Below are 20,817 nucleotides of genomic sequence, written 5' to 3' on the forward strand. Positions count from 1 at the left end.
CGCGGCCACTCCGGCCGGCGGAGCGGCCCCGGCTGCCGCCGTCTCGGCCCTCGCGGGTGGCGGAGCCCGCCCGGCTGGGGCGGCTCTGCGAGCCGCTGCGGACCTGCCGGTCGGCCCGGTCGGCCCGGTCGGCCGGAGTGCTGCCTGCTTCCGCGTCGCCGAACTCCCGACCCCCGCCGTCACGGAGGCCCGCCCATGAGCGCCCTGCTGGAAGTCCGCGATCTGCGCAAGACCTACGGGGGGACCACCGCCGTCGACGGCGTCTCCTTCAGCCTTCCGCCCGGCGGCGCCCTCGGGCTGGTCGGGGAGTCCGGGTCCGGGAAGACCACCACCGCCCGGATGCTGGTCGGGCTGGAACGCCCGGACGGCGGAACGATCAAGGTGCTCGGGGAGCCGCTGGCCGCGACCGTGCGGGGGCGGGCCGCGCGGCTGGCGCGGGCCAAGGCGGTGCAGATCGTCTTCCAGGACCCCTACCTCTCCCTGGACGGCCGGCTCACCGTCGGCGCCACCCTCGACGGCGTGCTGCGGCTGCACGGCTGCCACGATCGCGCCACGCGCGCATCGCGCGTGCGCGAGCTGCTCGCGCAGGTGGGCCTGGGCGAGCGGGAGGCGGCCGCGCTGCCGCGCCACCTCTCCGGCGGCCAGCGCCAGCGCGCGGCCATCGCCCGCGCGCTCGCGGTCGAACCGGCCGTGCTGGTCCTGGACGAGGCGGTCTCCGCGCTCGACGTCTCGGTCCAGGCGCAGGTGCTGAACGTGCTGACGGACATCCGCAGGGAGGCCGGGATCGGCCTGGTCTTCGTCAGTCACGACCTCGCCGTGGTCCGCTACGTCTGCGACGAGGCCCTGGTCCTGCTGCGGGGCCGCCCGGTCGAGCACCGGCCGATGGCGGACCTGCTGGACGCCCCGGAGCACCCCTACACCCGCCTGCTCCTGGACTCCGTTCCGCGCCCCGGCTGGGACCCGGAGACGATCGCCCGCAGGCGCAGGGAGCTCGTTCCCTAGGACTCGATCCCTCATCCCTCGGACTCGTTCCTTAGGAAATTGTGACGGCCACCCGTCGTCCCTGTTCAGAGGGCGTGCGCAGTGGTGGGATGGAGTCATGGAACAGCGGGGTCGGGACAGTGCGGGCAAGCCCGTCGGGCGGCGGGTGGTGCTCGGCGTGCTCGCGCTCGGCGCTGCGGGCGTGGCGTTCGGGGCGCGGATCCAGAACGGGCTGGACAACGTCCTCGCCGAGGTCAGCAGCAAGGACCCGACGGGGCTGACCCAACTGCTGCCCGGCGGCGGGGGGTTCCAGTTCTACAACGTCGCCGACTCCATCCCGCACCGCAGCGCCACCGACTACCGGCTGACCGTCGACGGACTGGTGGACCGCCCGGCCACCTACACCCTCGCCGACCTCAAGGCGATGCAGCAGACCCGGCTGGTCCGCGACGTCCAGTGCGTCACGGGCTGGCGGGTGCCCAACACGGAGTTCTCCGGCGTGCTGCTGCGCGACCTGCTCGACATGGCGGGCGTGCAGAAGCAGGGCACCGCGATCAGGTTCACCTGCTTCGACGGCGTCTACTCCGAGAGCCTCACGCTCGACGAGGCGCGGCGCAGCGACGTCCTGATCGCGCACGAGATGAACGGCGCGCCGGTCACCAGCGCGCACGGCGGGCCGGTGCGGCTGTACGTTGCGCCGATGTACTTCTACAAGTCGGCCAAGTGGCTCTCCGGCATCACGGTGACCTCGCAGGTCGAACCCGGCTACTGGGAGCACTACGGCTATGACGTCGAGGCCTGGGTCGGCCGTTCCAACGGGCGCGACGATGCTCCGACCTCGAACTGAGCAGGCGGAGCGCCCCGACGAGCTGCGCCGGTTCACCGTCGCCGAGCGCTGGGTGCACCGCACGACGTCCACGCTGATGATCGTCGCCATCCTCAGCGCGGCCTTCCTCTACCTGCCCCAGCTCGCCGAGATCGTCGGACGGCGGCGGCTGCTGGTGACGGTGCACGAGTGGAGCGGGGTGCTGTTGCCGCTGCCACTGGCGGTCGGGCTCGGTTTCCGCTCGGTGCGCGCGGATCTGCGGCGGCTCAACCGGTTCCGGCCCGAGGACCGCGGCTGGGCCTGGCGTGCGGTCCGGCACGGGACGCGGCGCGCGGGGCCGGCGGGCAAGTTCAACGCCGGGCAGAAGCTCTACGCCGCCTTCATCGCGGGCGCGACGCTGGTGATGGTCGGGACCGGGCTGGTGCTGTGGTTCCCGCACCTGGCCGCGTTGGACGTGCGCACGGGGGCGACCTTCGTGCACGACTGGCTGGCCCTGGTGATCGGCGTGCTGGTGCTCGGGCACATCCGGATGGCGTTCAAGGACCCGGAGGCACGGCACGGCATGCGCACCGGCTGGGTCGGCCGCGCCTGGGCGCGGCGCGAACACCCGCTGTGGGCCCGGGAGGAGACGACGCCCGAGGAGCCGGCCGCGCCCGACGACCCGGGGCCGGACAAGACGGGGCCCGCGGGAGCGGATCCCGCGGACACCACCCCGCCCGGCGACCGGAACTGAGCTCCCGTCACAACAAGGGGGACGTCAGCGCTTCCAGGCCGGGTCCCGGCCGAGCAGCAGCAGGACGCGGTCGAAGCCGCCCTCCGGCGCGCCCGGCAGCACCGGGCCGAACGCGCGGCCGGGCCCGCGGAACGCTCCGTCGGCGGGGACCAGTTCGGTGATCTGCAGGACGGGGCCGAGCAGTTCCTGCGGGCAGTCGAAGGACCGCCCGAGCGCCGCGGCCAGGTCCCAGCCGTGGACCACCGTGTCGAGCAGGTGGAAGCCGATCGCCTGGGCGGCCGGAAACGGGTGGCCGGGCAGGATCCCGGGCAGCGCGAAGGGGCGGCCCTCCGCCTCGGCCTCGGTGAACGCCTCGGTCAGGGCCGTGGCGGAGCGGACGTAGGCGGCCGACAGGTCGGTGCCGGGCGGAAGCGGGCGGTCGTCGAACGCGCCGGGCGCGTCGCCGCGGCCATGGGCGGCCGCGGCGAAGCCGTCCTGCTGGCCGACAATGTGCTCCAGCAGGATCCGCACCGTCCACTCCGCGCACGGGGTGGGTCGGTCGAGGTCCTCGGGCCGCACGGCGGCCACCAGGGGGGTCAGCAGGGCCAGCGCCCCGGCATGCAGGGTTGCGAGCGTCATGGAAAGAAAGTAGCACGACCGTTCGTGTTGTTTAAGGCCGACGGAACACGCCGCGGTGATGGTCCGTCACTCGGCGGGCAGGGAGGCCGTTCCGGTCGACTCCGCGCGCAGCAGGCGCAGGACCGCGCGCCGGGAGCGGGCGTAGGGCGCCTCGTCGTCGTGGAGCAGCGACATGGCGTTGGCGTACTCCAGCAGGGCGAGCGCCTCGAAGCCGAGCTGCTCCGCGTCGGCGTCGGCCGACAGCTGCCCGTCGGCGCGCGCCGCTTCGAGCTGACCGGTGATCAGCTCGTGCCAGGCGCGGCTGCCTTCGACCAGCGCGTCGCGCACACGTCCGGGCTGGGCGTCGAACTCCGCGCCGACCGCGTAGAAGAAGCAGCCGCCCGGGAAGACCCTGGTGCGCGAGTACTCCAGCCAGCCCTCCATGAGGGCCCACAGGCGCTCCAGGCCGGCGGGCCGCCGCAGCGCCGGCGTGATCACGCGGTCGAGGTAGACCTGCTCGGCGGCGCGCACCGTCGCCAGCTGGAGCTCCTCCTTGGAGCCGAACAGGGCGAAGACCCCGCTCTTGCTGAGCTCCAACTCCGTCGCCAGGCGCCCGATCGAGAGCGCGGCCAGGCCCTCGGTCGAGGCGATCCGCATCGCCTGCGCCAGCACCTGCCGCCGTGTCTCGTTGCCCTTCTGGACGCGCCCGTCCGTCGTCGGCGCCCCCGCGGCCCGCTCAGGCATTCCCGGCCCGCGCGATCCGGGCCGCGACCCCGTCCAGGAAGGTCTCCAGGACCATCCGGAAGACCTGGTCGTCGTCGCGGAACAGCTCGGTCAGGCGCGGGGCGCTCTGGTGCAGCAGCGGGAACTCGTCCTCGGGCAGCATGCCGTACTTGACCGCCCAGGCGGCCTCGTCCTTCTCCTGGACGGATCGGTCCAGGCTGGAGAAGGCGGCCGTGTACTGGGTCATCGCCAAGGTCATGTCCAGCAGTGAGCGGTAGCACTCGGCCGCCTCGATGGGGGGCAGGCCCGCCTGGTGCAGGACGGAGATGAGCAGCTCGACGCTGCCCGTCTCGGACGGGCTGGCCGTCGTCCTGGCGGCGGCCAGCACCGCCAGGGCCGGGCGGGCGAGGTAGGAGGCGCGCACGCTCTCGGCGGTGACGGTGAGCCAGGCCCGCCAGTCCTCCGACGGTCCGCCGGGGAGCTTGGCGCGGGCGAGTTCGATGCCCTCCTGGATCGTCACGTCCGCCAGCGCGAGCACGAGTTCGTCCTTGTCGCGGAAGTGCCGGTAGACGGCGGTCGGGTCCGCGCCGAGCTCCTTGCCGAGTCGGCTGAAGGTGAGCTGGCCGCCGCCCTCGGGCGAGCAGAGCCGCAGGGCGGCCTCCAGGATCGACTCGCGCGTGAGCGTCGCCCGCCGCCTGTTCGCCTGCTGTGCCGTCGCCTGCTCCGCCACTCGGGCCTCCACGCGGGCCCCTCCTCATCGAATCGCCTCGTACGCGCCCCGCCGACAGGGGGTGTGCTTCATCCGATCGTAACGGCCCGCCGCTGTCAATGGCATTGACAGGCTCGTTGTCAGGGGGTTTTCTTCTCTGCACACCGGGCGGCGACGTCCCCGGCTCTGCGCACCCTCTTGCTTTGGAGCGCCCGTGCACTCTGATCTGCCCACCGCTGACCTGGTCTTTCTCGGCGGACCCGTCTACACCGTCGATCCGGCCCGCTCCTGGGCGGGAGCCGTCGCCGTCCGCGACGGCCGGATCCTCGCGGTCGGCCAGGACCACGACGTCCGGCCGCTCATCGGCTCCGGCACCGAGGTCGTCGACCTGGCCGGGAAGCTGCTGCTGCCGGGCTTCCAGGACTCCCACGTGCACCCGGTTCTGGCCGGGACGACCCTGGCCCGCTGCAACCTGCACGACCTGACCACCGCCGAGCAGTACGTCCAGGCGGTCGCCGACTACGCTGCCGCCCACCCGGAGGCCGAGTGGATCACCGGCGGGGGCTGGTCCTTCCAGGCCTTCCCCGGCGGCATGCCGCACCGGTCGCAGCTGGACGCGATCGCGGCCGTCGGCGACCGCCCGGTCGCCCTGCCCGTCGCCGACGGCCACGCGCTGTGGGCCAACAGCCGCGCGCTCGAACTGGCCGGGATCACCAAGGACACCCCGGACCCGGCCGACGGCAGGATCGAGCGCGACCCCGACGGCACCCCCAACGGCATGCTCCAGGAGGGCGCCGCCGATCTGGTCACCCGTCACATGCCCGCCGCCACGGACGAGGACTTCTACCAGGGCCTGCTCGCGGGCCAGGCCTACCTGCACTCCTACGGCATCACCGGCTGGCAGGACGCGGGCGTCGGCCCGAACTTCGGCCCCGGCGACGTCTACGGCGCCTACCTGCGCGCCGACGCCGAGGGCACGCTGACCGCCCGGGTGCGCGGCGCCCAGTGGTGGGACCGCGAAGGGGGCCTGGAGCAGCTGTCCTTCTTCGAGCAGCGCCGCGCCGAGGCCGAACGCGGGGGCGAGCGGTTCCGCGCCGGGACCGTCAAGATCATGCTGGACGGCGTCGCCGAGAACCACACCGCCGCGATGCTCGAGCCCTACCTCGACGGCTGCGGTTGCTCCTCGGGCAACGCCGGCCTCGACTTCGTCGACCCAGAGAAGCTCGGCGGCTACGTCGCCGAACTCGACGCCGCCGGCTTCCAGGTGCACTTCCACGCCCTCGGCGACCGGGCGGTCCGCAACGCGCTGGACGCCGTCGAGGAGGCGCTGCGCCGCAACGGCGACCGCGGCAACCGCCACCACCTCGCCCACCTCCAGGTGGTCCACCCCGACGACGTCGCCCGCTTCCGCGAGCTCGGCGCGACGGCGAACATCCAGCCGCTGTGGGCCTGCCACGAGCCGCAGATGGACCAGCTGACGATCCCGTTCCTCGGCGAACGCCGCTCCGGCTGGCAGTACCCGTTCGGCTCGCTGCTGCGCGCCGGGGCGATGCTCGCCGCCGGCAGCGACTGGTCCGTCTCCACGCCCGACGTGATGGCCGGCGTCCACGTCGCCGTGAACCGCACCGGCGAGGAGGACCCGAACCGGGTCCTCGGCCCCGAGGAGCGCCTCGACCTCGGCTCCGCGCTCGCCGCCTACACGGCCGGCACCGCCCGGATCAACCACCTCGACGACGTCACCGGCTCGATCCAGACCGGCAAGTACGCCGACCTCGTCGTCCTCGACCGCAACCCCTTCGACGGGCCCTCGCAGGCCATCGCCGAGACCCGCGTGCTGCGCACCTACGTCCAGGGCGAGCTGGTGCACGCCGCCGCCGAGCAGTGAAGAGGAGAACCCACGTGAGAGACCGACTGTTCCGCGCCGCCCTCGCCGGGACGTCCGTGGCGCTGCTCGCCACCGCCTGCAGCTCCGGCGGCGCGGCGAACACCCCGGACGCGAAGAGCAACTTCTCCACCGCCCAGGTCACCACGGCCCCCGGCACCAAGTCGCTGACGAACCTGACCTGGTCCGGCGACTACCGGGCGCCCTACGCCGAGGACCCGGTCAAGACCGCCGACTACCCGGAGGAGACCATCCTCGGCAACGTCTGCGAGCCGCTGATCCGCGTCGCCGCCGACTACAGCCTCCAGCCGGGCATCGCCAAGTCCTGGAAGCAGCCGGACTCCGAGCACGTCGTGGTGGAGCTCGACCCGCGTGCCACGTTCGCCGACGGCAAGCCCGTCACCACGGACGACGTGGTCTACAGCGTGATGCGCAACCTGGACCCCAACGTCGCCAGCAACTACGCCGACTCCTACAACGACCTCGGCAGCGTCAAGGCCACCGGGCCGCACGAGGTGACCTTCAGCCTCACCAAGCCGGACTACATCTTCGACCGCCAGCTCGGCATCCTCGGCTCGGCGATCGTGGAGAAGGCCTTCGCGGTCAAGGCGGGTGCGAACTTCGGCAACGCGAACGTCGGCGTCATGTGCACCGGCCCCTACACCATCGCCTCCTTCGACGGCACCAACCAGATGGTGCTGAAGAAGAACCCGAACTACTGGGACCCGAGCCACGCGGGCAAGGCCGAGACGGTCACCTTCAAGTTCCTCGCCGACCCCTCCGCGCTCGCCAACGCCCTCTCCTCCGGGGCCATGCAGGGCGCGTTCGACCTCAACTCCTCGGTCATCCCGCAGCTCGGCAAGAGCAGCGCGGGCAAGCTCTACATCGGCGCCCCGGGGTCGACCACCCAGAACATCGACCTCATCGTCTCCAACTTCTCCGGCGGCCTCGGCGACGCCCGCACCCGGCAGGCGCTCAGCATGGCGCTGGACCGCAACGGCATCGCCAAGACCATCGCCGGCGGCGCCGCCGACCCGCTCTACGCGGTGGCGGGCCCCGGCTTCTGGCAGAGCAGCCCCGCCGCCACCACCTACAAGGCCGCCTACGACCAGCTGGCCGCCCAGGGCGTGGACATCGCCGGGGCCACCAAGCTGGTGCAGGCGGCCCACGCCACCGGCAAGCTGGTCACGATCGGCTACCCGGCGGGCAACCCGCAGTCGTCCCAGCTGGCCGCCGTCATCCAGCAGACCGGCCAGCAGATCGGCCTCGACATCAAGATCGTGGGCCTGCCTGACCAGCAGTACGGCAACCTGTTCACCGACCCGAAGGCGCGGGCCGCCTACGACGGCTTCATCACGATCAACTACATGGAGTTCCCGGAAGCGGCGACCATGTACGCGAGCTACGCGACCAAGTCCGGCGTGCAGAACTTCAACGGGTACGACAACCCCCAGGTCCAGGCCGCCCTCGACGCCGCCCAGGGCACCGACGACCCGCAGGCCCGCGCCCAGGACGTGCTCAAGGCCCAGGCGATCCTGGACAAGGACCTGCCCTGGATCCCGATCATCGCGCCGCGCGCGCTGCTGTTCCAGAGCAAGGACGTCACCGGCGCGCCGCTGACCTTCTCCTACATGGACAACTCCTGGATCACCGCGGTGGGTGCCCCCTGATGGGTCGTCTGCTCCTGCAACGACTCGGCGGACTGCTGACGACGCTGTTCCTGTCCAGCATCGTCATCTTCGGGAGCCTCTACCTGGCTCCCGGCAGCCCCGAGAACGTGATCTTCGGTTCCCGGACGCCCACGGCCGCCGCCCGCGCGGCCGTGCGGCACCGGCTCCACCTCGACCAGCCGCTGCCCGTCCGCTACTGGGACTGGCTGACCGGCGTGCTCCACGGCGACCTCGGCACCTCGATGGTCACCGGCCAGCCCGTCGCCGACCGCGTCGGCGCCGGGCTCGGGACCACCCTGCTGCTGGTGCTGATGAGCATGATCATGGTGCTGGTCTTCGGGCTGACCATGGGCCTGCTCGCCGCGCTGCTGCCGGGCCGGGTCGACGGCGTGGTCAACGCGCTCACCTCGGTCACCGTCACCGTCCCCTCCTTCGTCGCCTCGGCGCTGCTGATCTCCGTCTTCGCCGTCCAGCTGGGCTGGTTCCCGGCCTCGGGCGTCGGCCAGGGCCTCGGCGGCAGGATCCAGGGCCTGGTGCTGCCGGCCGTCGCCCTGGCGGTCCTCTCCTGCGGCTTCCTGGCCCGGGTGACCCGCAACGCGGTCCGCGACCAGCTGGAGCGCGAACACGTGCAGACCGCGCTGGTGCGCGGCCTGCCCCGGCGCACGGTGCTCCGCAGCCACGTGCTGCGCAACGCCCTGCCGCCGATCATCACCGCCGTCGGCCTGCTGACCGCCGGGACCTTCGCCTCGACCCTGGTCGTCGAGTCCGCCTTCGCGGTCCCCGGGATGGGGCAGCTGACCATCCAGTCGGTCGCGCAGAAGGACTTCCCCGTCGTCCAGGCCGTGGCGCTGATGCTGGTCGCCGCCTTCGTCGTCTGCAACGCGGCCAGCGATCTGATCCAGGCCGTGGTCGACCCGCGGCTGCGCGAGGCGGGGAGCACGTCGTGAACAGCGTCAAGTCCACCTGGAAGCGCCTGAACAAGGCGCTGGGCCGCTCCGGGATGCTCTCCCTGGCCTTCCTGGTCGTCGTCCTGCTCGCCGCGGTCCTCGCGCCGCTGGTCGCGCCCGCCGACCCGAACCAGTCCAGCCTGCTGGACGCCTACGCCGGCCCGTCCGGCGCCCACCTGCTGGGCGCCGACGGAATCGGCCGCGACCTCCTCTCCCGGCTGATCTTCGGTGCCCGCACCTCGCTGCTCGGCCCCGCGCTGATCGTCGGCGTCTCGCTGCTCATCGGCATCCCGCTGGCGCTGCTGGCCAGTTGGTACGGCGGCTGGGTGGACGGCGTGGTCGCCCGGGTCTTCGACCTGGTCTACGCGCTGCCGGGCCTGCTGCTGGCGGTGCTGACGGTGGCCCTGTTCGGCCCCGGCCTCACCCCGGCCGTGGTCGCCCTCTCCATCGCCTACATCCCCTTCCTCGCCCGTATCGTGCGGGCGGCGGCGCGGCAGCAGCGGGTCAGTCCGTACGTGGACGCGCTCGCCGTCCAGGGCTTCGGGATGCTGCGGATCACGGTCCGTCACATCCTGCGCAACATCGCGCCGGTGGTCGTGGGCCAGGCGGCCATCGCCTTCGGCTACGCGCTGCTCGACCTCGCCTCGCTCTCCTACCTCGGCCTCGCCGTCCAGGCGCCGACGCCCGACTGGGGCGTCATGGTCAGCGACAGCGACGCCATGCTCAAGGGCTACTGGCTCCAGGTGCTCGCGCCGGGCGTGCTGATCGTGCTCACGGTCCTCGCCCTGACCGTCCTCGGCGCCCGGATCAGCGGCGAGAAGCCGCCGGGCTACCTGCGCCGCCGGCCCGCCAAGGCCGTCGCCGCCGAGAAGAACCGCACCACCGTGGGAGCCGCCGCATGACCGCACCCCTGCTCGAACTGGCGGGCCTCACCGTCGACATCGCCACCGAGGACGGCGGCTCCCGCACCCTCCTGGACGGCGTCGACCTGACCCTCGCCCCCGGCGAGGCCCTCGGCCTGGTCGGCGAGTCCGGCTCCGGCAAGTCGATGACCGTCCGCGCGATCACCCGGCTGCTGCCGCGCACCGCGACGGCCGCCGGCGCGGTCCGCTTCGAGGGCGAGGACGTCCTCACCATGGGCGCGGGCAGGCTGCGCGGCTACCGCGACAGCGGCGTCGGCCTGGTCTTCCAGGACCCGCGCGCCCACATCAACCCGACCCGGAAGATCGGCGCGTTCCTGATCGAGGCACTGGTCGGCAACCGCAAGGTCCCCAAGCGGGAGGCGCTGGCGCGGGCGGCGAAGGTGCTGGCCGAGGTCGGCATCGACGACCCGCAGCGGCGGCTGCGGCAGTACCCGCACGAGGTCTCCGGCGGCATGCTCCAGCGCGTCATGATCGCGTCGGTGCTGCTGGCCGAGCCGCGCCTGATCCTGGCCGACGAGCCCACGACCGCGCTGGACGTGACCATCCAGCGCGAGGTCGTCGGCATCCTCGACCGGCTGCGGCGCGAGCGGGGGATGGGCATGGTCTTCATCACCCACGACCTCGACCTCGCCCTCGCGGTCTGCGGCCGCGTCGCGGTGATGTACGCGGGGCGGATCGTCGAACTGCGCTCGGCGGACACCCTGCACGAGCGGGCCGCGCACCCGTACACGCTCGGGCTGCTCGGCTCCCGCCCGTCCATCGACGCGCGCGTCGAGCGGCTGACGGCCATCCCCGGCCGCCCGGTCTCGGCCTTCGAGTCCGGCCCCGGCTGCGCCTTCGCGCCGCGCTGCTCGTTCGCGACGGCGGCCTGCGAGACGACGCCGCCGACCCTGACGGAGTTCGACGGCGGGCTCGTGCGCTGCCTGCGCGTCGAGGAGATCCACGCCGCACGGACGGAGGTGAAGGCGTGAACGCGGTCGACGCACAGGCCAACGCGGTCGAGGTCCGCGGCCTGAACAAGTTCTTCAAGGCCCACCACGCCGTCGTGGACGTCGACTTCGACGTCCCGGCGGGCGGCTCCCTCGGCATCGTGGGGGAGTCCGGTTCCGGCAAGACGACGATCGCCCGCATGCTGGTCGGGCTGGAACGCCCGACGAGCGGGACGATCGCCGTGACCGGCCGTGACCGCAGCCGCCCCGCGCGCGGCGCGAGGGAGCGCGGTCGGCGGGCACGGGAGCTTCAGATCGTCTTCCAGGACCCCTACACCTCCCTGGACCCGAGCCAGAGCGCCCGCGCCGCCATCGAGGAGGTGCTGCGCCACCACGGCCGCGACCTGTCACTGACGCAGGAACTGGTCGACCAGGTCGGCCTGACCGAGCGCCAGGCGTCGGCCAGGCCCCGGGATCTGTCCGGCGGACAGCGCCAGCGCGTGGCCATCGCCCGCGCGCTGGCGGCCTCGCCGAAGGTGCTCGTCCTCGACGAGGCCGTCTCGGCCCTGGACGTCTCCATCCAGGCCCAGGTGCTCAACCTGCTCGCCGACATCCGGGCCGAGACGGGCATCGCGTACCTGCTGATCTCCCACGACCTGGCCGTCGTGCGCCAGCTCTGCGACACCGTCCTGGTGCTGCGGCGCGGACGCGTGGTGGAGCAGGGGCAGTGCGAGCGGGTGCTGGACGCCCCCGCCGAGGACTACACCCGCGCCCTGCGCGAGGCCGTCCCGGTGCCGGGGTGGAGCGTGAACGCGTAGGGCCGGTCTGCAGACCCGCGCCGCGCCCGACGGGGGTTCGCAGACCGGCCCCAGGTCTCAGCCCGCCGGGGTCACGATGACCGTGACCGTCGCCCCGGCGGGCACGGTCACCTCCGCGGTCCCGTACCAGCCGTCCCGCGGCTGGCGCAGGTCGATCCGGGCGTGTGCCGCACCCGTCACGGCCAGCGACGCGCCGTCGGTGTAGACGCTCGGCGGCAGGACGATCCGCGTCGGCAGGTGCCCGCGGGCCCGGTAGCGCAGCGTGTACGTCCGCGTCGCCGGGTCGTAGGACTCGGCGGGCGCGGTGCCCGCCAGTGCCCGGGCGTACGGGGCGAACACGGGCGCGTCGCCGGGGTGGGGCGTCCCGTCGGGGCCGAGGGGCGTGTAGCCGCCGTTGCCCTCGCCCCAATACCACATGGTCCAGCCGGCGGCGAACTGCCGCATGGCGGCGACCTGTTGGGCGACGAGCTGGGTGTTGCCGGGCCGGTCGGCGTCGGGCGGGCCCCACTCGCCGACCAGGACGGGCGTCTTGTGGGCCTTCGGGTAGGCGGTGATGGCCGCGACGTAGTTCTGGACGAAGCCGTCCGCCGGGTTCCAGTCCTGGCCGTTCTCGACGTCCGTGTCGTAGAAGTGCGGCGCGTAGCCGATCCGCGGCGCGCCGTGGCGCGGGTCGGCGAATCCGGGCAGCTGGGTCGGGATCCCCTCGCCGACCAGGACGGTGGGCTCGACGAAGATCCACGAGGACGGGTCCACGCCGCGCACCGCGCTGATCAGGCGCCGGTACATCGCGGCCAGCCGCCCCTGCTCCAGCGCGGCGGACGCGGCGATCTGGTCGGCCGGGTCCGTCGGGTCGCCGGCGATCGGTCCGGAGGGCTCGTTGAACAGGTCGTAGCCCAGCAGCGAGCGGTGACCGCGCATTTCGCGGGCGACGTGGGCGTAGAAGTCGGCCTGGTCGCGGCGCAGGTCGGCGTCGTCGTAGAGGTGCTGGAACGCGCGCTGGACGGCGGGCTGGAAGTACCCGGCGAACCAGTCGTTCGGGTCGGCGACGAAGGGCAGCCCGTCGTCGCGGGTGGCCCACAGCGGTGCGCCGTCCTGGCCGCCGCCGTACTTGGGGCCGTAGACGTCCTGGTGGAAGTCGACGACGACGCGCAGCCCGTAGCGGTCCGCGGCGTCCATCAGCTGCCGCAGCTTGCGGAACTCGGCCTCGTCGTAGTGGCCGCGCTGCGGCTCCAGGCGGGCCCAGGTGATGTCGAGCCGGATCAGGTCGAAGCCCTCGGCGGCGATGGCGCGGATGTCGGCGGGCGACGTCTCGTCGTACTTGTCGACGTTGAAACCGCGCAGGCCGAGCACCCGGCCTTGGCCGTCGGTGAAGGCGAGCCCGGCGGAGCCCGGGACGGACGCCGGGCCCGGAGCGGCCGAGCGGGCCGCGACGGCCGTGGCAGCCGCAGAGGGCGCGGAGGCCGCGAACGCCGGGGTGACGGTGGCGGCGGTGGCGAGAGCGAGCGCGGTCGCGAGAAGGCGGGCGCGGGCAGGCAAGGAGCACCTCCGGGGAGAAGGGGCGGTCGGCCGCCGATCATGCTCCGCGGGGCGTGCGGGCGCAAGAGTAATGCGAGCATTACTCATGTTCTTTTCCCGGCCGGGCGTCGCGGATACTCGTCCCATGAGCCCCGCCGTGCGCCGCGCCGACCAGCCCGCAGCCGTCGAAGCCGACCTCGACCCCGCCCGCCTGCGCGCCTGGTGGGCGCACCGCCAGGGGCTCGACGGCTCCCTGCGGGACGTCGGCCCGGCCGAGGTGCTGGGGCGCACCGGATGGGCCAGGTCCGTCGGCGGCGCCGCGCCCTACCTCGGACTCTTCGCCCGCGCCGGGCTGGGCCGGGAGGCCGTCGACGCGGCCGTCGCCGCCGTGGAGATCCACGAGCTGCCCTCCGCCCGCGGCTGTACCTACGTGCTGCCCGCCGAGGACTTCGCGCTGGGCCTCGCGGCCGGCGCGGCCGCGCCCGCCGGAGAGCTCGCCTCCGCGCGCAAGCACCTCGGTGTCACCGACGCGGAGATCGAGACGCTGGGCGAGGCCGTCCTGGCCGCACTGGGGGGAGCCGCCGAACCGCTGGACCCCGCCGCGATCAAGGACGTGGTCGGCGACGCCGTCCGCGGCCTCGGCGAGGCGGGCCGCAAGCGCGGGGTCTCCACCACGCTCCCGCTCTCGCTCGGACTGCTCCAGGCGTCCGGCGAGATCCGGCGCGTGCCCGTCAACGGCCGCCTCGACCAGCAGCGCTACGGCTACGTCCGGTGGACGCCGCCCGCGGTCGCCTTCGACGACGCCGACGTCGAGCTCGCCCGTCGCTTCTTCGCCTGGGCGGCGCCCGCCTCGCTCGCGCACTTCCGCTGGTTCTCCGGATTCACCGCCGCCCGCGCCAAGGCGGCGCTCGCCCCGCTCGGCCTGCTGCCCGTCGCCGGAACCGACCTGCTGCTCCCACCGGAGCTCGCCGACGCCTTCACGGCGTTCCGCCGCCCCGACGAGCCGGCCTACGCGCTGCTCGCCGGGATCGACGGTCTGCACCTGCTCCACCGTGAGCTGCCCCGCCTGGTCGACCCGGCGGACGCCGAGCGGCCGGTGCCTGACGGGAAGGCGGGCCGGGTCTTCGGCGGGGACGCCGATCCGCAGTGCCACGTGGTCGTCGACCGCGGCCGGATCGTGGGCTTCTGGGAGTTCGACCCGGACGCCGGCGAGCTGCTCCACGACCTCTTCGTCCCCGAGGACGCCGCCCTGAGGGAGGCGCTGGCCCGCACCGAGGCCTTCGTCCGCGACGAGCTCGGCGACGCACGGGGCTTCAGCCTCGACTCCCCGAAGAGCCGCGCCCCCAAGCTCGCCGCGCTCCGAGAGGCGATGCGTTAGCGCCCGTCCGGAGCTCCGCGCCGGACCACCGCGGGCGCCTCCAACCTCCGGCTCGGACGCACGTGGACGCACCGACAGCGCAGCGTGGGGTCCCGGCCGAAGGCGGGGGAGGGCCTGCCAGGCGGGCCGGGGCCCGCCCTGCCCCGGCGAGACGCCCCGGCGGCGACGGGCCGTCAGGTTGGCAGGTTGTCGGGCCGTCAGGTCGTCGGCTCGGCGTCGGCGGCGTCGCCGGTCTCGGCTGCGTCCAGGAGGGGGTGGGCCGGGCGCACCGCGCCGACCGGTCGGCCGTGGCCGAGGACCGGAGCGGTGGCCAGTTCGGCGAGGGTGTCGTTGCCGTCCACCGGGACGCCGAGCCGCCGCAGGGCGGCGACCATGACGACGGGGCGGGCCCGGGAGGATCCGTCCGCGATCTTGAGCGCGACGGAGGAGCCGTCGGGGAGCGCCAGGGCGTAGACGCCCTCCGCGCCGTCCTTGGCGACCGAGCCGGGAAGCGCGCGCATCAGGCGGGTGACGTCCCGGCCGGTGCCGCCGACGTACTCGGCGTGCCGGTTCATCGCCTGGGCGACCCGCCGTTCCAGGGTTCCGGCGGCGCCCGTCGCCAGGGCGGCGAAGGCGCGGGCCAGGCCGCGGTAGCCGATGGCGAACAGCGGTGCTCCGCAGCCGTCGACGCCGGTCGCGGCGACCTTCTCGCCGGCCAGGTCCTCGACGGTCCCGCGCAGGGCCCGTTGCAGGGGATGGCCGGGGTCGAGGTAGCCGGCGGTGTCCCAGCCGTTGGCGACACAGGTGGCGAGCATCGCGGCGTGCTTGCCGGAGCAGTTCATGGTCAGCGGCGTGGGACCGCCGCCGGCCGCCAGGTGGTCCCGCAGGGCGGCCTCCCCGATGGGGAGCCCGGCCGTGCACCGCAGGGCGGACGCGTCGAGGTCGACCCCGCGGAGGATCTCGCGAACGCCGTCGAGATGGAAGGGCTCGCCGGAGTGGCTGGCGCAGGCCAGCGCCAGCAGCTCGCCGTCCAGGTCGAGTCCGGCCCGCAGCATGCCGAGGGCCTGGAGCGGCTTGTTGGACGACCGGGGGTACAGCGGCCGGTCGGTCTCGCCGACGCTCAGCACGGTCCGCCCGTCCGGTCCGGTCGCGAGGACCGTCCCGTGATGCACCGACTCCAGGAAGTCGCCCCGCCACACCTCCGCCAGTACCGCGTGCACAGCGCATTCCCCTCTCCTCGGCCCACGCCGAACGGACGCCTCAAAGTGACAACTGTCGACACTTTAGCGTGCCCTGCTCCGGCGCTCCCGGCGGGTGCTGACATACTCGGGCGAGGCGCTGCCCACTGCAGCGGCCGGTTCCGAACGGACGGACGCCACCCATGCCAGAGACCCTCCAGCGCGGCCTGGCGGGCCAACTCGTCGGCACGCTCCGTGAACGCATCCTCACCGGAGGGATCCCGTCCGGTACCCGGATCAACGAGGTGGAGGTCGCTCGCGAGCTGGGCATCAGCAGGGGGCCCCTGCGTGAGGCGATCCGGCAGCTCGTCAGCGAGGGCCTGCTGGTGCACGTGCCCAACAAGGGCGCCGTCGTTTTCGAGGCCGGTACGAGGGAGGTCGAGGCGCTCTTCGAACTGCGGTCCGCGCTGGAGACCGCCGCCGCGCGCCTGGCCGCCGAGCGGGGCGACCGCGCGGACGTCGCCGCCCTGCGCCGGGCCTGCGATCAGTCGAGGAAGCTGATGGCCGGGGGCCGCCAGTTCGCCCACCGCAGCAGCCTCGGCTTCCACCACGCGCTGCTCGACGCGGCCCGCAGTCCGCGTATCGCCGAACAGGTCGAGCGTGTGCACCAGCAGATCGTCGTGCTCCGCAGCCGGCACAACGTGCCGACCTCGCACACGGAGGCCTCCATGGCCGACCACGAGCACCTCGCGGACGCCGTCGCCGAGGGCCGGGCCGACGTCGCCGCGGAGGTCATGGCCCGGCATCTGGACCGGGTCCGGGACCAGATGATCACGCATATGACGGAGCGGTAGCGCCCTCTGGGCCAATGGAGGCGATGCGCCTATGCTGACGCCACGTCTCACAAGGCCGACGGGGCCCGGGGCCGAATCGCGACCGGGGGACCGATGCAGGAGCCGACCAGCCGACCGCTCAGCCCGGTCGTCCGCTACGCCATGGTGGTGCCGCTGACGCTCGGCGCGGCCTACGCGGCCCTGCTGCTCACGCTCGCCTCCTCGCACACCGGTGCACTCTTCGCCTGGACCATGTCGCCGGTCAGCGCCACCCTGGTCGGCGCCGGCTACGCCGGAAGCTGCGCGATGCTCTGGCTCTGCGGCGCCCGCGCCAGGCGGTGGACCCACGCCCGGGTGACCGTGCTCAGCTCCTCGCTCTTCATGCTGCTCATGCTGGCCGCCATCCTGCTCGACCACGGCACGCTGCACCTGCGGGGCGGTCAGGTCGTGGCCGTGCTGGCCGCGTTCGGGTGGCTCGCCGTGCACCTCGTCGCCCCGCTGATCGGCGCGGTCGGACTGGGCGCGCAGTTCGTGCGGACCCGGGGCACGGAGCGGGAGCGCCCCGGGGTGCTGCCCTGGTGGATCGCGCTGCCGACCTTCAGCTCCGGCCTCTTCCTGACCGTCGTCGGACTGGCGCTCTTCGCCGCGCCCGCATGGCCCGCGCGGCACTGGCCGTGGACGGTCGGTCAGCTGGACGTGCGGGTGCTGGCGGCGTTCGGGCTGACGTTCGGTCTGGCCATGCTGGGGACCGTCCGTGAGGGCGAGCTGCGCCGGGTCACCCACGGCATGGTCGCGATGGTGGTCACCGGCCTGCTCGGCCTGCTCGGGCTGGTCCGCTACGCGGACCAGGTGCGCTGGTCCTGCGTCGGCGCGTGGGGGGTGGTGGCCGTGCTGATGCTCTTCCTCGGCATGGGCCTGGCCGGCCTGGGGCTCTCCGCGGTGCTCCCGGAAGCACTGCCGCCGTCCCCGCACGCCCCCTCCGCGACCCCGTCCACCGGTGCGGGCAACCCCGCCTGAGTAGGTGTCAGTGGTCCGGGGTAGGCTTCGCGTGGTCCGGGATAGGCTTCGCAACCGGAGATACTTGCACACCGACCTCACGGGGCGGATAGGCTTCGCACCACGGCCCTGGTGCCTTGCAAGGGGTGGGACATGGAACAGATGCAACACGTGCGCAGTCGACCGCGCATTCCGGCGGTCCAGTGCGGCACGGGTGCGGCGAGTCGTCGGCTCGACCGGCACCTCGCGGTGCTGGGCGCGCCCGCGCTGACGCAGGTCGAGGTCGCCGAGGCGGTCGGGCTGATAAGGGAGCTGACGCCGCGTGGCGTCGGTGCCCCCTCGATGTCCTCCTCCGCCCGTCCGAACCGCTTCTCGCGCACGGTGCTCCTCGCGCCGCTGCGCCGGCTCAAGCGCTCGCTGTTCGGCAGCCGGGGCCGGTAGGCCCCGCTCGCCGCTCCAGGCAGGCCACGGCTGGCCGCCCTTCGGTCATTCCGCCGTGGCCTGCTTCAGCACGACCTGATACGCCTTCTCCTCGCCCCGCTCCGCCAGCCGCCACCCCGCCTCGGTGCGCACCAGCCGGTCCACGTACCAGAGCCCGCACTGGAGCAGCCCGCCGTCGTCCGGCAGCGGCATGGGGTTGTGGCACATGGTCCGCGCGGTCGCGCGGTCGCCGTCCAGCTCGACGATCATGTTCGCCACCAGGTGCTGCGTGGCCGGGAACAGCGGCAGCACCTCCTCCAGGAAGGCGCACACCTCCGGGACCGTCCCCCGCGGGCCGCCCATCGCGGAGTAGTCGACGACGGCGTCCTCGGTGAAGACGTCCTTGAGCGCCGCCCAGTCACGGCTGTCCACGGCGTGCGCGTAGCGCGCGAAGAGTTCCTGGATCTCCAGACGGTCCGACATCTCCTGCATCGTCAGCATGCGCGCCAGTGTGGGCGCGAGGGCGGGAGAAGAGAAGGGACGCGTCCCTCTCGAACGGGCTAGCGCGGGAGGCGGTGCACGAACCTCCCTCCTACGGTCGGAGGGACCGCCCGCGTCCGTCGCGGGCCCACCCACAGGAGAGGCGCAGCGGCATGCTGAGTTCCCGACGCCCGACGACGGTCCTGCTGTGCGCGCTGGCGGTCGCCACGCTGGCCTCGACCTCGGCCTGCTCCAGCGGCACCAAGAACGCCGTCAACAACGTCGTCAGCCAGGGCGCGTCCGCCGCCAGGAGCGCGGCGGCGAGCGTCGCCTCCAGCGCCGCGGCCAAGGCGTCCAGTGCGGCGGCCAGCGCGCTGGCCAGCGTCTCGGCGGAGGCGTCCAGTGCGGCGGCGAGCGTGCTGGCCAGCGTCTCGGCGCAGGTGTCGGCCGGGGTCGTGCAGAAGAACGTGACCCAGGGCGCCTACTGCGCGCCGGACGGCGCGTCGGGTGCGACCAGCGCGGGTACCGCGATGACGTGCAAGAAGGACTCCTCGGGCAAGGACCGCTGGACTCCGGCGGTGAACCCCTCGGCGAGCGCGGCGGCCGGGCAGTTCTGCTCCCCGTCCGGCGCGACGGCGACCGGCAGCGGCGGCGCCAAGCTGGTCTGCAAGGCGGGCTCGGACGGCCGGGACCGCTGGACGGTCCAGTGATCCGAGGCCCCGCCCGTCCGGCTCGCTGACGGGCGGGGCCGCTAGGGCCAGAGCCGCTCGCGCAGCCAGGGCCCGTCCGGTCGGTGCGCGCGGTAGCGCAGGCGGATGTGGCCGCGGCCGGGGACGCCCTGCCAGAACTCGACGGAGCGCGGCGTGAGCGTGAACAGGGCGTGCAGCGGGTCGACCGTCCTCGGCTCGGCCTCCACGCGGGCGAGGGCCGCCTCGAACGCGCGGGGGAGTGCGGACGGGTCGGTGAGCACCTCGCTCTGGTGCCCGACGAGGCTCGCCGCCCGCGATCCGGGCAGGCGGTCGAGGAAGTCGCGTGCGGTCGTCTCCGCGTCGGCCCGCACGACCGGGCCCCGGACGCGGATCTGACGCGCCTGCTCGCGCCAGTGGAAGAGGACGGCGGCCTGCGGCTGTCCGGCGAGCTGACGGGCCTTGGGGCTGTCCGCCTGCGTGGCGAAGGTCCAGCCCGCCTCGGTCGCGTCCCGCAGGGCGACGACGCGCAGGTCCGGGCAGCCGTCCGCGTCGACGGTGGCGAGCGTCATGGCGTGCGGCTCGCGCACGCCCGCGTCCAGGGCCTGGGTCAGCCAGGCGAGGAAGAGCGGGAACGGTGCGGCGGGCGCCGCGTCCGGGTCGAAGCCGGGCAGCTCGCCCGCGAGCATCGGCACGCCGAACAGCAGCTCCCGCACGGTCGGGGCGCTCGGGCCGCCGTCGCGGCTCATGCCGCGCCCAGCGCCGCGGCGATGGAGCGGGCCAACCGCTCCAGGTAGTCGCGGGTGACCGGCTCGCGGGTAACCAGCAGGTGCCAGTAGAGGGGACCGGCGATCAGGTCCAGGGCCAGGTCCGGGTCGGTCGAGGCGGGCAGCTCGCCCCGGTCGACCGCGCGGCGCACCAGCGCCGCGCTGCTCTCGCGCTGCGTCTCGCGCAGCGCCAGGGCCAGCGTTCCGGCGATGTCGGGGTTGCGGGCGGCCTCGGCCAGCAGGTCCGGGACGATCTGGGCGGCCAGCGGGTGGCGCAGCAGGCGGTAGACGACCTGGATGAGCAGCCGCAGATCCTCCAGGAGCGAGCCGGTGTCGGGCAGCAGGATGCCGGCGCTGACGATCTCGGAGACGACCTCGATCACCATCGGCAGCTTGGAGCGCCAGCGGCGGTAGACGGCGGTCTTGCCGACGCCCGCGCGCCGGGCCACGGCCTCGATCGACAGGCGGGCGTATCCGGTGGTGGCCAGCTCCTCGAAGACGGCCGCGCGGATGGCTTCCGTCACATCGTCGCGCAGCAGTGCGGCCCCGGTGGGCGGGCGCTTGCCCTCGGCCTGCGCCCCCGACCCGGCCGGTGTCGCCACCTGGGTGTCGGCGACCGCTGCCTGCCCGGACTGTGTTCCCATATGCTCCCCTGTCAGCACTGGTGCGCGTGCGGCGGCTCCGACGTGAAGTCGGACGTGATGTCGGAACCGACGATACGCCAGCGTTCCGACGCAACGCTTGCGTTTCGTCGGTCGCCCCCGTTAGCGTCCTACACAGGATGAGACGATACCGTTCCGTCCTGTCCAGTGGGACGAAGCTTGGGAGTAGCGTGTCCACGGTGTTT

At 73.6% G+C, this 20,817-nt stretch carries 23 protein-coding genes; 15 read left to right on the forward strand and 8 right to left on the reverse strand.

Features of this window, described 5'->3' with window-relative positions:
• The 4 genes from TR50_RS49325 to TR50_RS32740 form a co-directional block, all read left to right on the forward strand.
• Window positions 1–199 (forward strand): hypothetical protein (locus TR50_RS49325; RefSeq protein WP_439654264.1); only part of this gene is annotated, 199 nt, incomplete at its 5' end.
• Window positions 196–1,002, forward strand: a complete 807-nt coding sequence (locus TR50_RS32730) for an ATP-binding cassette domain-containing protein (RefSeq protein WP_042430787.1) — start codon at window positions 196–198, stop codon at window positions 1,000–1,002. The genes TR50_RS49325 and TR50_RS32730, both read left to right, overlap by 4 nt.
• Before the next feature lie 97 nt (window positions 1,003–1,099).
• A complete protein-coding gene (locus TR50_RS32735) occupies window positions 1,100–1,828 on the forward strand; it encodes a molybdopterin-dependent oxidoreductase (RefSeq protein ID WP_042430795.1) in 729 nt (242 codons plus the stop codon).
• On the forward strand, window positions 1,809–2,540 hold the full coding sequence (locus TR50_RS32740; RefSeq protein ID WP_063775187.1) for a cytochrome b/b6 domain-containing protein: 732 nt from the start codon (window positions 1,809–1,811) through the stop codon (window positions 2,538–2,540). Before TR50_RS32735 ends, TR50_RS32740 begins: the two co-directional genes overlap by 20 nt.
• A gap of 24 nt (window positions 2,541–2,564) precedes the next feature.
• Here the strand turns inward: TR50_RS32740 and TR50_RS32745 are convergent, their stop codons facing one another.
• The 3 genes from TR50_RS32745 to TR50_RS32755 all read right to left on the reverse strand — a co-directional run bounded on the left by TR50_RS32745 (window position 2,565) and on the right by TR50_RS32755 (window position 4,602).
• Entirely contained in the window at window positions 2,565–3,158 is a 594-nt protein-coding gene (locus tag TR50_RS32745) for a TIGR03086 family metal-binding protein (protein ID WP_042430798.1), read from the reverse strand.
• A 66-nt stretch (window positions 3,159–3,224) separates the two neighbouring features.
• Window positions 3,225–3,881: a TetR/AcrR family transcriptional regulator gene (locus tag TR50_RS32750; protein WP_042430801.1), complete on the reverse strand. Its 657-nt coding sequence runs from the start codon at window positions 3,879–3,881 to the stop codon at window positions 3,225–3,227.
• Window positions 3,874–4,602 (reverse strand): TetR/AcrR family transcriptional regulator, encoded by a 729-nt coding sequence (locus TR50_RS32755; RefSeq protein ID WP_084701359.1) that lies wholly within the window; start codon window positions 4,600–4,602, stop codon window positions 3,874–3,876. The genes TR50_RS32750 and TR50_RS32755 overlap by 8 nt, the downstream gene beginning before the upstream one ends.
• Before the next feature lie 181 nt (window positions 4,603–4,783).
• Here TR50_RS32755 and TR50_RS32760 point away from each other — a divergent pair, with 181 nt between their 5' ends.
• The 6 genes from TR50_RS32760 to TR50_RS32785 are packed head-to-tail and all read left to right on the forward strand — an operon-like array spanning window position 4,784 to window position 11,738.
• Window positions 4,784–6,454, forward strand: coding sequence for an amidohydrolase (locus tag TR50_RS32760; RefSeq protein ID WP_236654691.1), 1,671 nt, complete (start codon window positions 4,784–4,786; stop codon window positions 6,452–6,454).
• 14 nt (window positions 6,455–6,468) lie between these two features.
• Window positions 6,469–8,121: an ABC transporter substrate-binding protein gene (locus tag TR50_RS32765; protein WP_042430807.1), complete on the forward strand. Its 1,653-nt coding sequence runs from the start codon at window positions 6,469–6,471 to the stop codon at window positions 8,119–8,121.
• Window positions 8,121–9,068, forward strand: coding sequence for an ABC transporter permease (locus tag TR50_RS32770; RefSeq protein ID WP_042430811.1), 948 nt, complete (start codon window positions 8,121–8,123; stop codon window positions 9,066–9,068). Before TR50_RS32765 ends, TR50_RS32770 begins: the two co-directional genes overlap by 1 nt.
• Window positions 9,065–9,970, forward strand: coding sequence for an ABC transporter permease (locus tag TR50_RS32775; protein ID WP_063775188.1), 906 nt, complete (start codon window positions 9,065–9,067; stop codon window positions 9,968–9,970). Before TR50_RS32770 ends, TR50_RS32775 begins: the two co-directional genes overlap by 4 nt.
• The gene (locus TR50_RS32780) at window positions 9,967–10,962 is read left to right on the forward strand and encodes an ABC transporter ATP-binding protein (protein WP_042430814.1); all 996 of its coding nucleotides are present in this window, start codon (window positions 9,967–9,969) and stop codon (window positions 10,960–10,962) included. The genes TR50_RS32775 and TR50_RS32780 overlap by 4 nt, the downstream gene beginning before the upstream one ends.
• Window positions 10,959–11,738 (forward strand): ABC transporter ATP-binding protein, encoded by a 780-nt coding sequence (locus TR50_RS32785; RefSeq protein WP_042430817.1) that lies wholly within the window; start codon window positions 10,959–10,961, stop codon window positions 11,736–11,738. The genes TR50_RS32780 and TR50_RS32785 overlap by 4 nt, the downstream gene beginning before the upstream one ends.
• Window positions 11,739–11,795: 57 nt before the next feature.
• On the opposite strand, the gene TR50_RS32790 is transcribed toward TR50_RS32785, so the two are convergent.
• A complete protein-coding gene (locus TR50_RS32790; RefSeq protein ID WP_042430820.1) occupies window positions 11,796–13,274 on the reverse strand; it encodes a cellulase family glycosylhydrolase in 1,479 nt (492 codons plus the stop codon).
• A 124-nt stretch (window positions 13,275–13,398) separates the two neighbouring features.
• Between TR50_RS32790 and TR50_RS32795 the strand changes: the two genes are divergently transcribed.
• Entirely contained in the window at window positions 13,399–14,631 is a 1,233-nt protein-coding gene (locus TR50_RS32795) for a DNA glycosylase AlkZ-like family protein (protein WP_042430823.1), read from the forward strand.
• Window positions 14,632–14,828: 197 nt separating this feature from the next.
• On the opposite strand, the gene TR50_RS32800 is transcribed toward TR50_RS32795, so the two are convergent.
• Window positions 14,829–15,830, reverse strand: coding sequence for an asparaginase (locus TR50_RS32800; protein ID WP_042430825.1), 1,002 nt, complete (start codon window positions 15,828–15,830; stop codon window positions 14,829–14,831).
• Window positions 15,831–15,991: 161 nt separating this feature from the next.
• On the opposite strand from TR50_RS32800, the gene TR50_RS32805 reads away from it, so the two are divergent.
• The 3 genes from TR50_RS32805 (at window position 15,992) to TR50_RS32815 (ending at window position 18,058) form a co-directional block, all read left to right on the forward strand.
• Window positions 15,992–16,642 (forward strand): GntR family transcriptional regulator, encoded by a 651-nt coding sequence (locus tag TR50_RS32805; protein WP_042430827.1) that lies wholly within the window; start codon window positions 15,992–15,994, stop codon window positions 16,640–16,642.
• A gap of 93 nt (window positions 16,643–16,735) precedes the next feature.
• Window positions 16,736–17,638 carry a hypothetical protein gene (locus tag TR50_RS32810; protein ID WP_042430831.1) on the forward strand — a complete coding sequence of 301 codons (903 nt, stop codon included), beginning with the start codon at window positions 16,736–16,738 and terminating at the stop codon, window positions 17,636–17,638.
• 132 nt (window positions 17,639–17,770) lie between these two features.
• Window positions 17,771–18,058: a hypothetical protein gene (locus tag TR50_RS32815; RefSeq protein ID WP_042430834.1), complete on the forward strand. Its 288-nt coding sequence runs from the start codon at window positions 17,771–17,773 to the stop codon at window positions 18,056–18,058.
• Window positions 18,059–18,103: 45 nt separating this feature from the next.
• On the opposite strand, the gene TR50_RS32820 is transcribed toward TR50_RS32815, so the two are convergent.
• Entirely contained in the window at window positions 18,104–18,538 is a 435-nt protein-coding gene (locus TR50_RS32820) for a nuclear transport factor 2 family protein (RefSeq protein WP_042430837.1), read from the reverse strand.
• Window positions 18,539–18,690: 152 nt separating this feature from the next.
• On the opposite strand from TR50_RS32820, the gene TR50_RS46055 reads away from it, so the two are divergent.
• Window positions 18,691–19,227 carry a hypothetical protein gene (locus TR50_RS46055; protein ID WP_052441625.1) on the forward strand — a complete coding sequence of 179 codons (537 nt, stop codon included), beginning with the start codon at window positions 18,691–18,693 and terminating at the stop codon, window positions 19,225–19,227.
• A gap of 41 nt (window positions 19,228–19,268) precedes the next feature.
• On the opposite strand, the gene TR50_RS32830 is transcribed toward TR50_RS46055, so the two are convergent.
• Both TR50_RS32830 and TR50_RS32835 read right to left on the reverse strand, forming a co-directional pair.
• Window positions 19,269–19,952 (reverse strand): pyridoxine/pyridoxamine 5'-phosphate oxidase, encoded by a 684-nt coding sequence (locus TR50_RS32830; RefSeq protein ID WP_042430840.1) that lies wholly within the window; start codon window positions 19,950–19,952, stop codon window positions 19,269–19,271.
• Window positions 19,949–20,614 (reverse strand): TetR/AcrR family transcriptional regulator, encoded by a 666-nt coding sequence (locus tag TR50_RS32835; protein WP_084701365.1) that lies wholly within the window; start codon window positions 20,612–20,614, stop codon window positions 19,949–19,951. Before TR50_RS32835 ends, TR50_RS32830 begins: the two co-directional genes overlap by 4 nt.
• Window positions 20,615–20,817: the final 203 nt, after the last annotated feature.

Source organism: Streptacidiphilus anmyonensis (genome assembly GCF_000787855.1).
Taxonomy (GTDB): domain Bacteria; phylum Actinomycetota; class Actinomycetes; order Streptomycetales; family Streptomycetaceae; genus Streptacidiphilus; species Streptacidiphilus anmyonensis.

Coding starts and splice junctions, on each gene's coding strand:
- TR50_RS32730 (WP_042430787.1), top strand. CDS start 196: ATGAGCGCCCTGCTGGAAGTCCGCGATCTGCGCAAGACCTACGGGGGG.
- TR50_RS32735 (WP_042430795.1), top strand. CDS start 1,100: ATGGAACAGCGGGGTCGGGACAGTGCGGGCAAGCCCGTCGGGCGGCGG.
- TR50_RS32740 (WP_063775187.1), top strand. CDS start 1,809: ATGCTCCGACCTCGAACTGAGCAGGCGGAGCGCCCCGACGAGCTGCGC.
- TR50_RS32745 (WP_042430798.1), bottom strand. CDS start 3,158: ATGACGCTCGCAACCCTGCATGCCGGGGCGCTGGCCCTGCTGACCCCC.
- TR50_RS32750 (WP_042430801.1), bottom strand. CDS start 3,881: ATGCCTGAGCGGGCCGCGGGGGCGCCGACGACGGACGGGCGCGTCCAG.
- TR50_RS32770 (WP_042430811.1), top strand. CDS start 8,121: ATGGGTCGTCTGCTCCTGCAACGACTCGGCGGACTGCTGACGACGCTG.
- TR50_RS32780 (WP_042430814.1), top strand. CDS start 9,967: ATGACCGCACCCCTGCTCGAACTGGCGGGCCTCACCGTCGACATCGCC.
- TR50_RS32795 (WP_042430823.1), top strand. CDS start 13,399: ATGAGCCCCGCCGTGCGCCGCGCCGACCAGCCCGCAGCCGTCGAAGCC.
- TR50_RS32805 (WP_042430827.1), top strand. CDS start 15,992: ATGCCAGAGACCCTCCAGCGCGGCCTGGCGGGCCAACTCGTCGGCACG.
- TR50_RS32810 (WP_042430831.1), top strand. CDS start 16,736: ATGCAGGAGCCGACCAGCCGACCGCTCAGCCCGGTCGTCCGCTACGCC.
- TR50_RS32815 (WP_042430834.1), top strand. CDS start 17,771: ATGGAACAGATGCAACACGTGCGCAGTCGACCGCGCATTCCGGCGGTC.
- TR50_RS32820 (WP_042430837.1), bottom strand. CDS start 18,538: ATGCTGACGATGCAGGAGATGTCGGACCGTCTGGAGATCCAGGAACTC.
- TR50_RS46055 (WP_052441625.1), top strand. CDS start 18,691: ATGCTGAGTTCCCGACGCCCGACGACGGTCCTGCTGTGCGCGCTGGCG.
- TR50_RS32830 (WP_042430840.1), bottom strand. CDS start 19,952: ATGAGCCGCGACGGCGGCCCGAGCGCCCCGACCGTGCGGGAGCTGCTG.
- TR50_RS32835 (WP_084701365.1), bottom strand. CDS start 20,614: ATGGGAACACAGTCCGGGCAGGCAGCGGTCGCCGACACCCAGGTGGCG.